Annotated in this window: 12 protein-coding genes and 2 pseudogenes; 5 read left to right on the top strand and 9 right to left on the bottom strand. The window is 41.3% G+C overall.

The features are described 5' to 3' along the window. Nucleotides 1-347 precede the first annotated feature (347 nt). From IQ242_RS03985 to IQ242_RS03970, 4 genes are all read left to right on the top strand, one after another. Nucleotides 348-599 (top strand): hypothetical protein, encoded by a 252-nt coding sequence (locus IQ242_RS03985; RefSeq protein ID WP_002796964.1) that lies wholly within the window; start codon nt 348-350, stop codon nt 597-599. Nucleotides 600-607: 8 nt separating this feature from the next. After that, nucleotides 608-1,039, top strand: a complete 432-nt coding sequence (locus IQ242_RS03980; protein ID WP_002803895.1) for a type II toxin-antitoxin system VapC family toxin — start codon at nt 608-610, stop codon at nt 1,037-1,039. 329 nt (nt 1,040-1,368) lie between these two features. Continuing rightward, nucleotides 1,369-1,569, top strand: a complete 201-nt coding sequence (locus IQ242_RS03975; RefSeq protein ID WP_079209039.1) for a hypothetical protein — start codon at nt 1,369-1,371, stop codon at nt 1,567-1,569. Then, nucleotides 1,556-1,984: a PIN domain-containing protein gene (locus tag IQ242_RS03970; protein ID WP_193959104.1), complete on the top strand. Its 429-nt coding sequence runs from the start codon at nt 1,556-1,558 to the stop codon at nt 1,982-1,984. Before IQ242_RS03975 ends, IQ242_RS03970 begins: the two co-directional genes overlap by 14 nt. 69 nt (nt 1,985-2,053) lie before the next feature. On the opposite strand, the gene IQ242_RS03965 is transcribed toward IQ242_RS03970, so the two are convergent. The 7 genes from IQ242_RS03965 to IQ242_RS03935 all read right to left on the bottom strand — a co-directional run bounded on the left by IQ242_RS03965 (nt 2,054) and on the right by IQ242_RS03935 (nt 12,963). Further along, on the bottom strand, nt 2,054-2,248 hold the full coding sequence (locus tag IQ242_RS03965; protein ID WP_079209040.1) for a hypothetical protein: 195 nt from the start codon (nt 2,246-2,248) through the stop codon (nt 2,054-2,056). A gap of 67 nt (nt 2,249-2,315) precedes the next feature. Continuing rightward, a complete protein-coding gene (locus IQ242_RS03960; protein WP_193959103.1) occupies nt 2,316-5,714 on the bottom strand; it encodes a WD40 repeat domain-containing protein in 3,399 nt (1,132 codons plus the stop codon). 31 nt (nt 5,715-5,745) lie between these two features. Next, complete coding sequence (locus IQ242_RS03955) at nt 5,746-6,042, bottom strand: hypothetical protein (protein ID WP_228020805.1); 297 nt, start codon at nt 6,040-6,042, stop codon at nt 5,746-5,748. 576 nt (nt 6,043-6,618) lie between these two features. Continuing rightward, nucleotides 6,619-9,405, bottom strand: a complete 2,787-nt coding sequence (locus IQ242_RS03950; RefSeq protein ID WP_193959102.1) for a cation-translocating P-type ATPase — start codon at nt 9,403-9,405, stop codon at nt 6,619-6,621. A 258-nt stretch (nt 9,406-9,663) separates the two neighbouring features. After that, the gene (locus IQ242_RS03945; RefSeq protein WP_193959101.1) at nt 9,664-10,770 is read right to left on the bottom strand and encodes a hybrid sensor histidine kinase/response regulator; all 1,107 of its coding nucleotides are present in this window, start codon (nt 10,768-10,770) and stop codon (nt 9,664-9,666) included. Nucleotides 10,771-10,902: 132 nt separating this feature from the next. Then, nucleotides 10,903-11,346, bottom strand: a complete 444-nt coding sequence (locus IQ242_RS03940) for a hypothetical protein (RefSeq protein ID WP_193959100.1) — start codon at nt 11,344-11,346, stop codon at nt 10,903-10,905. Between the two features lie 90 nt (nt 11,347-11,436). Further along, the gene (locus IQ242_RS03935) at nt 11,437-12,963 is read right to left on the bottom strand and encodes a hypothetical protein (RefSeq protein WP_370582951.1); all 1,527 of its coding nucleotides are present in this window, start codon (nt 12,961-12,963) and stop codon (nt 11,437-11,439) included. Nucleotides 12,964-13,108: 145 nt separating this feature from the next. On the opposite strand from IQ242_RS03935, the gene IQ242_RS03930 reads away from it, so the two are divergent. Next, nucleotides 13,109-13,600: a hypothetical protein gene (locus IQ242_RS03930; protein ID WP_002767663.1), complete on the top strand. Its 492-nt coding sequence runs from the start codon at nt 13,109-13,111 to the stop codon at nt 13,598-13,600. A 20-nt stretch (nt 13,601-13,620) separates the two neighbouring features. On the opposite strand, the pseudogene IQ242_RS03925 reads toward IQ242_RS03930, so the two are convergent. Together IQ242_RS03925 and IQ242_RS03920 are read right to left on the bottom strand one after the other, a co-directional pair. Next, nucleotides 13,621-14,855, bottom strand: a pseudogene (locus IQ242_RS03925) (RNA-guided endonuclease InsQ/TnpB family protein). Between the two features lie 224 nt (nt 14,856-15,079). Then, nucleotides 15,080-15,358 (bottom strand): annotated as a pseudogene (locus IQ242_RS03920) (IS1 family transposase); the annotation flags it as partial. Nucleotides 15,359-15,721 lie beyond the last annotated feature (363 nt).

Below are 15,721 nucleotides of genomic sequence, written 5' to 3'. Positions count from 1 at the left end.
TGGGCGGCGGCTTCGGTTATACTTTTCTTATAATGGGAATCTTTGCGTTTTTTACGAGACTCCAACACTCCATTATATATAAAGTCTTATAAAAATATTATGGCAAAAAGCCGTGAAAAAAGCAAGCAAAATTTTGCCGACAATTGTTAAAAAAGTCGGGCTAGTTTTCCTTACAGGATGATATGACTTTAAACCGGTTATTTCTCGGTTATCCAAACGGTAAACTTTGATTGATGATAAATTGGGGACGTAAGCGACGGAGTTTGCGTCTCTTTGTTATAATTCAAAGACTAGGCTATAATAACTTTTCATAAACACCGATAATTTTAGTCAAAGATGTAAAAAAAATGAATATTCAACTCGTGGAATCTCTAGTTAAGGCAATTAAATCCTTGTCCCTAGAAGAACAAGAATTGTTAGGAAAAAAACTCAAAGATCACCCCTCTTGGGAAATTGCATTAGAACGAATTGACGCAACTCGAAAAGCCATTTATGAACGTCGTCAGGGAAAACCATTTAAAACCGATGTTACTGAAATTATTCATCAAATGAGAGAAGAAAGAGATCGGCAATTGATGGAAGAAATTGTGAGTGAATAGAGAAAATAATGACTAATACATTTATCTGTGTTGATTCTAGTTTTATAGTTCGTTTAACAACGGTTGAACCTTCTGTAACAATGTACAGTCAACTCTGGCAAAAATGGATGACCGAGGAAAATTTAGTGATTGCACCAACTTTATTATGTTACGAAGTCACTAACGTATTTTATCGTCTGAAAAAAGCTGGTCAAATTTTGGAGACGGAAGCGCAAACCCTCCTTACAGAAGTCTTAGATTTACCCATTCAGTTTCATGGAGATCATTACCTCCATTACCAAGCAATAGAAATTTCGCAAACCTTGAATCTTCCTGCTACTTATGATGCCCATTATCTAGTATTAGCTCAACGATTTCAAGCAAATTTATACACTAGCGATAAACGCTTATTTAACAGCGTTAAATCTTCTCTAAGTTGGGTTCATTTGGTTGAAGTGTAGATTTTTATTTCTCTCTCAATAGCTTTAGTTTTATTTAACCTGACTAGGCAGTATGCTTAGAAAAGCACAAAAGTCGAGCTAGTTTTGCTTACGGGGGGATATGACTTTAAACGGGTTATTTCTCGGTTATCCAAGCGGTAAACTTTGATTGATGATGAATTGGGGACGTAAGTGACGGAGTTTGCCTCTCTTTGTTATAATTCAAAGACTAGGCTATAATAACTCTTCATAAACACCGATAATTTTAGTCAAAGATGTAAAAAAGTAAGAGCATTATTGTGAGAGGGTGTAATTAGTATAATTAAAGTAAAAATTATTCCAATGTAGCCATGATTAAAAATATTAATGTAACTGGACTTAAACCTGAACAAATTCAGCAGATACAGGTACTTATTGCTGCATTTAAAGCTCAAAATCAACTCAGTAAAAGTGAAACTGAAATTGATATGATTGAATACCTATTGGAAAATCCTATAGAGGTTGATAATTTAGAATTTATGAAACGAGAAGAAATTTATGACAGAACTTAAAAATCATAGTTGTTTTGTTGATTCTAATATTTGGCTTTATGCTTTTTCCACTGATAAAAAAGAAGAAACTAAAAGAATATTAGCGAAACAATTAATTAAAGAAAAGTCCATCATTATCAGTACCCAAATAATTAATGAGGTTTCTTGTAATTTACTTAAAAAGCATAAGCTTGATGAAAAACAACTGTTTAAATTAATTATTTCCTTTTATAGAAAATATCAAGTTATATCATTTAATCTTGATATTTTTGAATCTGCATCTAATCTGAGAACTCAATATCATCTATCATTTTGGGATAGTTTGGTGATTGCTTGCGCTTTATTTTCTGATGCAAATATTTTGTATTCAGAAGATATGCAGGATGGTTTAACTATTAATAAAAAATTCACTATTATTAATCCCTTTAAGCAATAAAATTATTTTACTGGTTAATGATGATAAATTTAGCATTAACTAGGTGATATTCGTACCAATGCAGCTAGTTTAATCATTGCTAAATATTCCTCTGGGGGAAATTTTAAATAAACCTATTAACGGATCAGATTCATTATTATCTTGAGGAGTTTTGGCAAGTATTAAAACTTCAAACACCTCACCCACATTTAATTCAGGGGTGGCAATTTCAATCTTATTACCGGGTAAAACCTGAGTGCTTATATATAAAGTATCTCCTGTCATTTTTTTAACAGATAAATAGTAGAAGTCATGACCAAATCTTCTTAACCAGAACTAACTTAGCTGACAATTAATTCTTTGTACCAATGCCATCACACAAATGCCGATCCTCCTCCCTGACACCAGAATTAGGATTGTGCAAATAAACCCGCACCCAATCGCAACTACGCTCCATTAAAGCATCTAAATTCAATAAATTCGAGTCTGTTTCTACCTTCCAGAGTTTGATAGTGTTGTCCCAACTACCGCTCACCAAAGTCTTGCCTTCGGGACTAAAATTAACGCTTCTGACACGGCTATCATGCCCATGGAGGGTACGGATTTCTTGGCGTTTTTCTACATTCCAGAGTTTGATAGTTTTGTCATCACTACCGCTCACCAAAGTCTTGCCGTTAGGACTAAAATTAACGCTTCTGACAGGACCATCATGCCCCTCGAAGGTGTGGATTTCTTTGCCTGTTTTTACATCCCAGAGTTTGATAGTTTTGTCATAACTACCGCTCACCAAAGTCTCGCCGTTGGGACTAAAATTAACGCTTCTGACAGGACGATCATGCTCCTCGAAGGTGTGGATTTTTTGGCGTTTTTCTACATCCCAGAGTATGATATTATTGTCATTACTACCGCTCACCAAAGTCTCGCCGTTGGGACTAAAATTAACGCTTCTGACACGATGATGCACCTCGAAGGTGTGGATTTTTTGGCGTTTTTCTACATCCCAGAGTTTGATAGTGTTGTCCCAACTACCGCTCACCAAAGTCTTGCCGTCGGGACTAAAATTAACGCTTCTGACAAGGCCATTATGCCCCTCGAAGGTGTGGAGTTTTTCGCCTGTTTTTACATCCCAGAGTATGATAGTTTTGTCATCACTACCGCTCACCAATGTCTTGCCGTCGGGACTAAAATTAACGCTTGTGACAGTGCTATCATGCCCCTTGAGGGTGCGAATTTCTTGGCCTGTTTTTACATTCCAGAGTTTGATAGTCTTGTCATCACTACCGCTCACCAAAGTCTTGCCGTCGCGACTAAAATTAACGCTATAGACAGGGCCACCATGCCCCTTGAGGGTTTGGACTGTTTCTACATTCCAGAGTTTGATAGTGTTGTCATCACTACCGCTCACCAAAGTCTTGCCGTCGTGACTAAAATTAACGCTCCAGACAGGGCCATCATGCCCCTTGAGGGTGCGGATTTCTTGGCCTGTTGACCGATTCCAGAGTTTGATAGTGTTGTCCCAACTACCGCTTACCAAAGTCTTGCCGTCATGACTAAAATTAACGCTTCTGACACGGCTATCATGCCCCTTGAGAGTGTGGATTTCTTGGCCTGTTTTTACATTCCAGAGTTTGATAGTTTTGTCATCACTACCGCTCACCAAAGTTTTGCCGTCGTGACTAAAATTAACGCTTCTGACACGGTCATCATGCCCCTTGAGGGTGTGGATTTCTTGGGGTTTTTCTACATTCCAGAGCTTGATAGTTTTGTCATCACTACCGCTCACCAAAGTCTTGCCGTCAGGACTAAAATTAACGCTATAGACAGGGCCATTATGCCCCTTGAGGGTGCGGATTTCTTGGCCTGTTTCTACATTCCAGAGTTTGATAGTTTTGTCATCACTACCGCTCACCAAAGTCTTGCCGTCGCAACTAAAATTAACGCTATGGACATAGCTACCATGCCCTTCTAAGCGATTGCGTTCACTTTTCCGGTTGAGAAGTTCCTGTAAGGCATTCATCATCTCCTTGTCGGATGCCTGCTGCTTTTGTAGAGTTTTTCCTGCCTTAATTGCTTCAACGAAAGCCTCTAATTCTTTTCCTCTATCAAACAAAGATAAGGAAGAAAACTTGCGAGCATTTGCCAGATTGAGTTCCGCTTGTTGTGTTTGTTTCCAAGCCATCAAACCCAATCCCATACTAACCACCACCGCCACCAAGGAACCCGCCGCAATCCCCCAAGCGGTTCTAATTTCGCGCCGCCTGCGGGCTGCTTCGGCTTGTTTTATCCGTTCTCGCTCTTGGAGACTCTGCCTGATAAAATCCTGTTCACTTTGGCTGATATCTTCTGGGCGTTTCTTCAATTGTTCTTCCGCCTCCGCCAACGCCGCCCCGCGCAACCATGAGCCTTCATCCCCCTGCGTCTTTTGCCATTGCCCCATCGCCCCTCGCAAACGCTCCTGCCAAGCGCGAAAAACCCTGTCTGTGTCCATCCAGCCCCGCAATTCCACCCAATTGCGAATCAGTGCTTCATGCACCACTTCCACCGTCTCCACCTGTGCCTCTTCACTGCGACTGGTGACAACTAAACGCGCATCCGCCAGTTGTTTCACCAGCGCCCAATTTACCGCCCCTAATTCCGCTTTTGTCGCCAGCCGCCGCGTATCTTCTGTGCCTTCTCCTGGGCGTACCAATTGGATGAAAATGCGCCGCATCTGTTCCCGTTGCGCCTCACTCAGCTTGTGATATTCTTCATTGGCATGGCGGGCCAAAGCACCCTGCACTTGGCCAATTTCTGTATATGCCAGATGGGTTAACTGTTGGCCCTGTCGCCGCTGCCACAATTCCGTCAAAGCAAACTCTAGTAATGGCAAATTCCCCGGCTCACTCTCCACATCATCGAGGATGCGTTTCACCAGTCCCGCTTCCAATGTCACCCCCAATTTTTGCGCCGGTTTTTCAATAACTTCTGTGAGTTCTTCTCGGTTCATCGGCCCCAATTTCAAGTCGGTATTTTGCAAGACATCAGCAAAGGGACGATAGGAAAGAGCATTCCCCAAGAAATCCGCCCGCATCGTTAATACCAACACCATTCCTACCCTTTCAAAAGGGGATGTAGTTAATTTATCGAGAAAATTACGACGGATTGTTTCATCAGGACAGAGGGTATAAAGTTCCTCAAATTGGTCGGCAATTACCAGCACCCGTTCACTGGGATAATTCTGTTGGATTTGGGCAACAACGTCAGCTAAAGAAATATCGCCATCACGCAAATAATTGGCTAACTGACGCGCTTGGGCGAGGCAGTCTGTCTCATTTAGATTAGTTGTATAAAGGGGAACTAATGCTAAAGCTAGGGCATGAAAAGGGTCAGAACCGGGACGAAAATGGGTAAACTGCCAGTGACTTTCTTGTTGCAATTTTGGGACTAATCCCGCAAAAACCACCGAGGATTTACCACTTCCCGACGCACCTAATAGGGGGATAAAATTACGGGTTTGGGTTGCCTGAAATAGGGTTTTAATAAAGCTTTTGCGCCCAAAAAAGTATTCTGCATCTCCTGGCCCAAAATGAAACAAGCCACGATAGGGACAGGGCAGATTATCATCGGCAACATCGGCAGAATCAGCAGGGGCTATTCTTGCTTCTTCTCGATAATAGTAATTGGTAATCGTGATGGTTGCATTGCCAGTCCCAGAGGTAGCAGCATATTGAGCTTCTGTAATATTTTGTTGAATTTCGCTTGGTTCTGACATATCAACCATCCTGATTAATTAAAATACAGTCTCAGTCATCCTTAGATGTGCCATGCTCGGTGATGCCGCTAATACTAGCATTACCCGTGCCAGAGGTAGCAGCATATTTAACATTACTGATATTTTGGGTGATAATTTGTTGTCCACCGGGTTGTTCTTGGAGCTTGTCTAGTAAATCTTGGGCTAATTTAGTGATTTCATTATCTTTATCAACCCCCGCTTCGACAATTTTATCTTTTAACAAACCTTCAGCTTTCTTGATATCCTCTGGTTTTGCCTCTACCATTGCCTGTGCTAAAGCATCATTAGCAAACTTACGCTTAATCAAGGTTTTCAAACCTTGATATGTATCTTTAACGCCTTTTTACGCCGTATCCTTAGCCGCAGCAACCGCACCGGCAGTCAAGGCGGCGACAATCAGAGAAACTGGTTCCATTGTTTGATACTCCCAATAAAATATTGCTGATTCAATCTTAGATCAAATCAGTTTTTAATAGTAAGCCAAATCGCAATCAGCTAGAGAACTGGAATTTCACGGCCAAGCCACTAAACCTTAAAATTATTACTATGTAGGATTTGCTGAATAAATGTGAAATGTAGGCAAGGTAGGGGCTTTCTGGCTTTTCTCTGGAAACAGGTGCAAGATTTTGAGAGAATCGTGCTTCAAAACCTTGCGTCTTCATCGGCCCGCGTCCTGTAGGGGCGAAGCATTCGGGCAATAACCTATCGATGAAACCGTAGATTTTCTATCCGAATGCTTCGCCCGTACTTTTTGCCGCAAACCCTATATAAGAATCGTAGCTGAAAAAGCCAAACAAGGGTTTTCCCTGTGGATGGGGTTTATCAGTTATCAGATTTGAGTTTTCAATTCACTGTTTACTGAACAATGAAAAAAACTCCCTGATTATCGCCGATGATACCAACGGGTAAATAATTTTTCTAACTCCACCCAAACGAATAATAAGGTACTAAATCCCAAACAGATTAATAATTCTTCTTTAGTTAAAAATTGAGTGCCGAAAAAATCCCGCAGGGCAGGAACATAGATTAACATCAGTTGAAAAATTGTCGTCAGGGTTACTGCTACCCAAAGATAGGGATTAGTCAAAGGATTCATTTCTATGGTAAGATGATCGCTCGATCGCACAGAAATTGCATGACCCATTTGAGCTAAACAGAGAGTAGTAAAAACCATAGTTTTCCATGAACCAGTATTACCAAAAAGTGGATCCAAGCGCACAGCGATTAACATTTGAGTGATATTAATAATCGAAAAAATAATCCCAATTCTCACAATATAACTACCCAAGCCGCGAGCAAAAATACTTTCTTGGGGACTAAAAGGAGGGCGACGCATAATATTAGGAGAAGCGGGTTCCACTGCCAAAGCTAAAGCAGGTAAACCATCAGTAACTAAATTCATCCAGAGAATTTGTAGGGGAGTTAGGGGAGTAACTAAACCCAAAAGAGGTGAAGCTGCGATAGTAATCACTTCCCCGATATTACTGCCGAGAATATATTTAATAAAACTGCGAATATTGTTATAAACCACTCGCCCTTCTTCCGTAGCGGCGACGATGGTGGCAAAATTATCATCAAGGAGAATCATATCACTAGCCTCTTTGGTGACATCGGTGCCGGCGATTCCCATAGCAATACCGATATCTGCTTGTTTCAAGGCCGGAGCATCATTCACCCCATCTCCGGTCATAGCGACAAATTTACCCTTTTTTTGCAAGGCGCGGACAATAGTTAATTTATGTTCGGGGGAGACACGGGCATAAATGTTAGTTTTGTCAATGAGGGTTTCTAGCTGAATTGGTGATAATTTATCTAATTCTCGCCCTGAGATGACTAAAGCTCCCGCTTGGGCAATACCAAGACTTTTAGCCACCGCTAGAGCGGTTAATTGATGATCACCGGTGATCATAATCGGACGGATTCCCGCTTCTCGACACCTAGCCACGGCGATTTGTGCCTCTGGTCGCGGTGCGTCGATCATACCGACCATTCCTAACCAAATTAGCTCATCTTCGCTGATTTCAGTTGATTCTGACGGATAAATTAGTGTTTTATAGGCTAATCCTAAGACTCGCAAACCCCTGTTAGCCATAGCATTGTTAGCGACTAAGACTTGTTCTTTTTCCCTATCCCCAAAAGCAAGACTTTCTAATCCCGATTGATAGGAGAGACACTGTTCAAGGATTAATTCTGGGGAACCTTTGGTAAATAGTACGCGATTGACTCCTTGACAAATGACCGACATTCGCTTTCTTTGAGAAGAAAAGGGGATTTCAGCGATTCTAGGGAACTCTTGCTTGGTTAGGGATAAATTTAAGCCCGCTTTCGCCCCTAAAACTAATAAGGCTCCTTCCGTGGGATCGCCTAAAATGCTATCGTGACCATTATCGAGGTTTAAACTGGCATCGTTGCAGAGGACACTGGCAATTAAGAGATGATGTAATTCTAGATCGGTTTTGGGATCGATCGCCCGTTGCTTGGAGTCTAAAAATTGTCCTTTTGGGCTATATCCTTCCCCAGTAACTGAAAAATTACGATTAATTGTCTCTATCTCCCGTACAATCATTTTATTTTCCGTTAGCGTCCCAGTTTTGTCGGAACAGATCACATTAACGGAACCGAGGGTTTCTACTGCTGGCAGTTTACGAATCAAGGCCTGACGTTTAACCATGCGTTGAGTACCTAGGGCGAGCGTTAGGGTGATAACTGCGGGTAATCCTTCGGGAACGACGGCTACTGCCATACTAAGGGAAACTTCCACTAATTCCTGTAGGGCCGACCAACCGGCATTGATCAGGCCGATGGTAATAGTCAGGGCAACTAGAATGAGAGAACCAGCGACAAGGACATTGCCCAAGTGAGTCATTCTTTTTTGGAGAGGAGTGGGTTCATTGCCGACTGTTGCTAACATTTGAGCGATTTTGCCTAATTCCGTCGTCATTCCCGTATTGGTAACGATGACCTTGGCCCGGCCTTGCAGTACCTCTGTTCCAGTAAAGACGAAATTTAAGCGATCGCCAAGGGGAGTATCCCTGTCTAAGGGGTCAATGGAGGCGGATTTATTAACACTATTTGCCTCTCCTGTCAAGGCCGATTCGCGAATTTGCAGGTTAAAAGCTTCGATAATTTGGCCGTCGGCGCTGATTTGGGTTCCCGCTTCAATCAGCATGATGTCCCCGGGGACGAGATTAACCGCATCTATTTCTCTGCGTTGGCCCTCGCGAATAACATTAACTTGGGGAGAGGAAAGTTTTTTTAAAGCGGCCAGAGCTTTTTCGGCGCGACTTTCTTGCAGATAGCCGAGGATACCATTGAGGATGACAATTGTTAAAATAGCGATCGTATCTTTGAAGGGAACACCAATTTTAGCCAGATGACCGCGCTGCAATTCCAGTAAATCCAGTCCTCCGGAAATTATGGCCACGGCAATTAAGAGGAGGAGCATAATATTGGTAAACTGATCTAGGAGAATTTGCCAATTACTGCGCCCTGGACGTTCTTTTAGTTCATTTTTGCCATAATATTTAATTCTTTGGGCGATTTGCTCCCTATTGAGGCCATTAACAGCTGAACTACCGAGGATAGATAGGGTGGTTTCCACCGGATAAGTATGCCAAGGTTGTTGCAAGTTAAGGCTAGAATGGGCAGAATAGTCGGCATTAGCGGCCATGGCAAGTCAGGATAGTTGATCTAGATAGATCTTAGCCCTTTCTTTCCCTGGTCACAGGAAAAAACAAATGCTCAAACTGCCTCTGCCCTGCTCATAGACAGTCTTAAGGAGTAGTGTAGATAAGTAGCTGGTTATAATTAAATTGAAGATAGATACCCTCTGTCCCCCTTGATAAGGGGGGTGCCGATCCCCCCTTAATCCCTCCTTGATAAGGGGGGTGTCTGAAAGTTTTGAACATCTACCTACTTAGTCAACAGCTTAGTAGGGCAAAGTAAACCAGAATTGTGAACCTTTTTCGTCATTATTCATAATGCCAATTTCGCCCCCGTGAGCATGGATAATTTGACGACATAGATATAAACCTAGTCCTAAACTAATCTGATTATTATTGTTGCCTCGTTGATAGCGATCAAATAATTTTTTTCTCTGGGTTTCGCTAATTCCCACCCCATTATCGGCAATAGTACACCGGAGATAATTACCCTCTAGTCTAGCTGATAAAGTGATAATTATCCCTTGGGGATTGTGTTTAAGGGCATTGGCTAATAAATTCTCAAAAACTCGCCAGAGATGGTGAGCATCGGCATTAACTAAAGGTAAATCGGGGGGAAAATTATTAATTAAAGTTGCTTGATTTTCCTTTAATCTTAACTCCCATTCCTGACTGATCTGTTGACCGATTTCGTAGAGAGATAAAGGCTTTAGTTCTAGGGAAACTCCCCAAAGATCATTTTGTCGGGTTTCGACGAGAGAATCAATTAAAGTTAATTGTCGATCGCAACTGTTGGCCATCTGTTGTAAAATCTTCAGGGACACTTCTTTAGTTTCTCCCTGAGAATTTTTAATTAAATTATTTAAGATCATTGACATCCCGATCACGGGATTGCGGAGATCGTGAGAGACAGCATGAAGATAAATTTCTAAGGTTTCCTCAGTTTTTTGACGTTCTTTAATTTCGTTTTGTAGTTGTTTTTTTTGACGGCAAATAGTTAATTGATTTTCGATGCGGGCCATCACTTCTTCCCCCTGAAAAGGTTTAGAAATATAATCGACACCTCCCACTTGAAAAGCTTTGACTTTATCTAAGACATCATCAAGAGCGCTAATAAAAATCACGGGAATTTCTCGGGTTTTTTCATCAGCTTTTAACTGTTCACAAACTTGATAGCCATTGAGATCGGGCATATTAATATCGAGGAGGATCAGATCGGGAATTAGCGATCGCACGGTATTCAGGGCCATCTGTCCATTAATCGCTTTGCGTACCTGATAGCCCTTCTCGGTGAGCATAATCGACAATAGCCGCACATTATTGGGCAAATCATCGACAATTAAGACACTAGGGCGCGGTGTGAGTTGAGTCATGCCGGTTATTTTATAACTCAAACTGTTTAAATAAAGTGTATAAAAAAACAGGGGCTTGCCGAAAAAGTTTTTCCTGGGGGCAGGGTATCGGGTGGTACAAGCGAGAAAGTCTCGTTACTCTACAGCGATCGCCTAGGGATTGTTGCCCATAAAAAAAGCACGGAACCCCACAGCAATCAAGGAACCACTCAAGAGAGTTATTAATGTCCAAATTTGGTTACTTTGGGTTCCTTCCACCTTGATCAGTCGATTATCCATACTATCGACTTTCTCTGTTAAAGTTGCTAGTCCTATCTTGACATCGGTGACATTTTTCTGTAGGGTTTCTAGCTTTTGCTCGACATTTTTCTGTAAAGTTTCTAGCTTTTGATCAAACCTTTTTTCGAGATTATCTAGCTTTTGCTCGAAACTTTTTTCGAGATTATCTAGCTTTTGATCAACATTTTTCTGGAAGGTGTCTAGCTTTTGATCAACATCTTTCTGGAAGGTGTCTAGCTTTTGATCAACACCTTTAATACTATCTTTAATTTCCTTAAGGACAGATTCCAGGGAATAGGTAACGGTTTCTGCTGTCATTGCGGTTAACTCCTATCAGTCGAGAGATAATTTAATTATCGATAAAAATCCTCTTAATTCTCCACTTAATTTTTTTGGGAAAATCTCGCATCAATCATCTTCCAATTTGTCGCTGATTTCCGGCAGTTTTAGCAATATTCCAGCGAATAACCAATAGTAAACAGAAACAGGCTCGACGGAGAGAGGATAATAGTAGGGATTATAGCTAATAAAAAGTAGGAAAATCCAGATACAGAGACCCCAATGCTTTAAAGCGGCATTTTTTACTTTTAAATAGGCTTTAAAGGTGAGAATACAGAGAATTGTCACCAGTGCCATAAAAGCGATCAAACCGACGATACCGATTTCGTGGAGGAGTTTAGCGTAGTAGGTTTCAATTAGTCTTATCCCTTCTTCTCCCGCTACATGAAGAGCGCCACTGCTGGCTCTGCCTAAACCAAAACCAAAAAGCTGTACATATCTGAAGCTCAACTGCATTTGATTGCCTACAAAGTCAATGGGAGACGAATATAGCCAGCGACCGATAAAATTTAGCCCTCTTTCCTGAATAAAGGGAATTAACCTCACCGCGAGCAGGGAAATCAGTCCCAAGATTCCCAATTTTAATGGTAACTTTCGTTTACTTTTGCTAGTAGCAATAAACAGAACCAAGTAAAACAAAGGTACTAGCAAAAAAGGTAATCTTTGTCCAGAAACCAGAGTCGCAAGCAAGACTAAAACCATTGCCACCCAACCAGCGACGCGCCATCTTTTTTGCGGATCACTAAAACTGGCCGCGTAACTGATGACGCTACTAGATACTAAAAACCAACCCCATTGCCAAGGATCGGAAAATGTGCCGGGGAGACGAATTAAGCCTCGATCGGGATTATACAACAATGAACCGCCGACAAAACATTGAGCTTTCAAGGTGGCTTTTTCGGTAATATCCGGATAAAATTGGCTGTCAGATTTCGGGACACGGACTTCGAGTTGATTGAGGAATTCATTGTCAGGACAGATACCTTGGACGAGTAAGAAGTATTGAATTAGAGCTAAACCGCAACAGACTAAGATCATCACGATTAAAACTCGGTTAACCATGAATAAATCTCGTTTTTGCTCGATTAAATAGTACCCACAGAGAACTAGGGGAATATAACTGAGGAGGATTTTTAATCCCACAATTCCCACAATAATTCCTCCTTCGGGCAGATTGACAAAAAGAAAAGTTATCAAACTGCTGGCAAGTAAAATCAAAGCTGTGAGGAGAAAAGGCTTGATTTGGGGGCTTAATTGCTTAAAAGTTTTGGTTTTAATTAAAATTGCCGCTAAAGCGGGGAAATAAAAGGCATCCTTGGCGATTTTGTAGAGAGCATAGGATGGCTCTATGCCAATAAAGTTGCCCACTACCTGAAAAACTCTCACCACAGACAAAGCGAAGGTATTACTGAGGGGAAGATAGATGATTAGGGCTAATAATCCCAGACGGGGATGGATAAAAGAAGCAACCATGGCAGGAACTGCCAAAATCCCTAATAAAGCTGCTTTTTCGTCAAATAAAATCCCCAAAACTAAACTAATTATTGTAGTGGCGATCACTAATATAGTTAGTAACAGGGAGTTCCTCTCTTTCATGCGGTGCAGCTTTGAACAGGTTTACAAGAAAGAAAGTGTACCAGATTTTTGTCAAGATTCTCATTCTCAATGGCCGAGAGTTTCCTTTTGCTTCTTACCTGTTGCTATACTTATGTAAAATTTCATTTATCTCGATCTTGACTCCGTGGCCGAAAATCCTTCTTTTCAAGACCTTTATCAAGCTGGAATCAGTGCTTTTGAGCGTGGACAATATCGTCTTAGTATCCAGCAATTAAATGCGGCTTTATCCTTAATTTCCTTAGGATCCCGAGCAGGGGGTGAGATCCAAATTTGGTTAATTTCTGCCCATCAGGGGTTAGGAGAGGGGGAGAAAGCCAGTGAAATCTGTAGGCAACTTATTACCCATCCTATCTATCAAATTCGCGAACAGGCCAAGCGTCTGCTTTATATTATCGAAGCTCCCCGTCTCAAACGCCCAGATGAGTGGATGACGAAGATTCCCGATTTAGAGAAACTTCCCGATAGTACAGCGCAATTTAAAAAGGGAACAAATAAACAGAAAAAAGAAGAACCCCCCGCACCCATGCAGTTAGAGCAGCATAAAAATACTTTTTTTAGCGGACTGGCGATCGCTATTGTTCTATTGATGCTCTGGTTTTTTGCTAAAAATGGCTAAATTACTTGACATTGACATCCTCACCGCCGTAAACGGACGGTGATGACCGGCAGATCGAACAAACTTAATTGAACAACCGACCGCTGGGTTGACGCTTCACAGGATACTGCTTCTTTAACAGAAGTCTTACGCTTTCCGACCCGTCCGTTTAAAGTCTCCGATTGCCCACCGGCGACCTTGATATTTACCGCAGCATTGATGTCTCGATCATGAAAAGTCCCACAGAAAAAACATTCCCACTCACGAACATTTAACGCTTTCTTGCCGCCAATATTCCCACAACAGAAACATCGTTGGCTAGTTGGCTCCCAACTCGTAATTATCCGAAAATCACGCCCATATTTATCAGACTTTGCCGATAGCATATCTCGAAAAGAACGCCATCCTAAGTCTGATATAGCACGGGCTAGTTTACGATTCTTGACCATTCCCGATGTGTTTAAATCCTCTAAAATTATCGTTTGATTCTCACGAACAATTTTATTGGATAGTTTCTGCAAGAAATCAGTCCGAGTATCTTTAATCCTTGCGGGGATTAAAGATACTCGTTTTCTGGCTTTTTCCCGTCGTTTACTTTCTTTCTGTTTTCTAGAAAGGTTTCTCTGTGCCTTTCTTAGTCGTTTCAATCGTTTCTTTAACGGTTTAGGAGCGTCTGTCTTTTCCCCTGTTGAAAAAGTCGCAAAGGTAGCAATCCCTAAATCGATTCCCACTGACTCCCCATTATTAGGAAGTGTTTCGGGCTGAATCTCAACGACAAAGCTAAGAAAGTATCGATATGTTGCGTCTTTAATCACGGTGACGCTAGAAGGTTTAGGGGGTAATGGACGGCTCCAAACGACTTTTAAATCACCGATTTTTGCCAAAGTAACGTGGTGTTGATTAACGGTAAAACCATTATCGGTAAATCTTCCTGATTGTTTAAATTTGCGTTTTTTAAACTTGGGAGGCTTTACTTTCTTTACTTTTATGTCTCCCTTACAAGATGCAAAAAAGTTAGAGTAGGCTGTCTCTAAGTCTCTCAAAGACTGTTGTAAAGCAATAGAAGAAACCTCGGTCAGCCAGACTTTTTCTGTCGTCTTTTTAATTTGAGTTAGTCTTTTGGACAACTCTGTATATTTTGGCTTTTTCTCTCCTTGTTGATAGAGTTCTTGGCAGTAAGCTAAGGTATCGTTCCAGACGACACGCACACACCCGAACAACTGAGACAATTTTGTTGTTCTGTTGGGTAAATACGGTATTGATACCTTGCTTTCATTGTTGGTTTAAAATATGTGTGTCTGCATTCTATGGTAACTAGGTCTGCTAATAATGTCAATTCGGTCAGTAATCAGTAATCAGTAAAAAGACAGTAAGAAACTTCTATTTAATACTGCACAATTAAAAACTCACATCTGATAACTGATAACTTACCCACTGATAACTGATAACTGAGGTGGTGATTCGGTAGTAGTGATGGCGGCTTAATCCTTTGCTTTGCTGTGCATTGTAGTCATGGATAAAATACCAAAGGGTTCCCCAACGTGATTCTCCATTTTTTTAGAGAAAGATAGACTGTCTCTCACCAGCCGAGAAATCCTTTGTCGAAAGGTATTATTTAATCTTTCAATAGGATTAGTTTGACCAGTTTCTTTCCCGACCAGTCGATGACGTTTACGAGGAATTACTGTCTTATAGGACTCCCAAAAATCTGTGTAAGCAACCGCACATTGTCGGTAAACACCTGGTAAACTGGCCCCAAAGTTTTTTGGCTGATTGACGCAGGGTGAGAGCATCTCAAACGCTATTGACAATTGGCCAATTTTGTGATCCGCTTGCTGTGTGGGCATTTGAAGTGATACCAGTCAATCAGAATAGTTACGAAATCTTCACATTTGGTCGATTTTTGCTTAACAATTGAGATGGCCAATTCTCCTCAAATATGCCTGAATCGCTCTCTGGGTAAGCAACTCACATAAAGTTTATTTTGTCAAGGATTGTTAAGATGCGCTTACCCTGCTAATCATCCGACTCTTTATACTCAGGTCAAAAACTGGTTTTAGCAAGCTCAAGCACATCAATTTGATGGTATTCAATTTAGTTATGATTACCGTCTGGAAAAAGGTCATCATCGCCTCGAAAAAC

Source organism: Microcystis sp. LEGE 08355, from assembly GCF_015207185.1.
GTDB classification, from domain to species: domain Bacteria; phylum Cyanobacteriota; class Cyanobacteriia; order Cyanobacteriales; family Microcystaceae; genus Microcystis; species Microcystis panniformis.
Note: the sequence above shows the minus strand (reverse complement) of the source record. Positions and strands in the feature narration are given on the sequence as shown.

Excerpts from the sequence above, each read along its gene's own strand:
- IQ242_RS03985 (WP_002796964.1), top strand. The coding sequence starts at position 348 with ATGAATATTCAACTCGTGGAATCTCTAGTTAAGGCAATTAAATCCTTG.
- IQ242_RS03980 (WP_002803895.1), top strand. The coding sequence starts at position 608 with ATGACTAATACATTTATCTGTGTTGATTCTAGTTTTATAGTTCGTTTA.
- IQ242_RS03975 (WP_079209039.1), top strand. The coding sequence starts at position 1,369 with ATGATTAAAAATATTAATGTAACTGGACTTAAACCTGAACAAATTCAG.
- IQ242_RS03970 (WP_193959104.1), top strand. The coding sequence starts at position 1,556 with ATGACAGAACTTAAAAATCATAGTTGTTTTGTTGATTCTAATATTTGG.
- IQ242_RS03965 (WP_079209040.1), bottom strand. The coding sequence starts at position 2,248 with ATGACAGGAGATACTTTATATATAAGCACTCAGGTTTTACCCGGTAAT.
- IQ242_RS03960 (WP_193959103.1), bottom strand. The coding sequence starts at position 5,714 with ATGTCAGAACCAAGCGAAATTCAACAAAATATTACAGAAGCTCAATAT.
- IQ242_RS03950 (WP_193959102.1), bottom strand. The coding sequence starts at position 9,405 with ATGGCCGCTAATGCCGACTATTCTGCCCATTCTAGCCTTAACTTGCAA.
- IQ242_RS03945 (WP_193959101.1), bottom strand. The coding sequence starts at position 10,770 with ATGACTCAACTCACACCGCGCCCTAGTGTCTTAATTGTCGATGATTTG.
- IQ242_RS03940 (WP_193959100.1), bottom strand. The coding sequence starts at position 11,346 with ATGACAGCAGAAACCGTTACCTATTCCCTGGAATCTGTCCTTAAGGAA.
- IQ242_RS03935 (WP_370582951.1), bottom strand. The coding sequence starts at position 12,963 with ATGAAAGAGAGGAACTCCCTGTTACTAACTATATTAGTGATCGCCACT.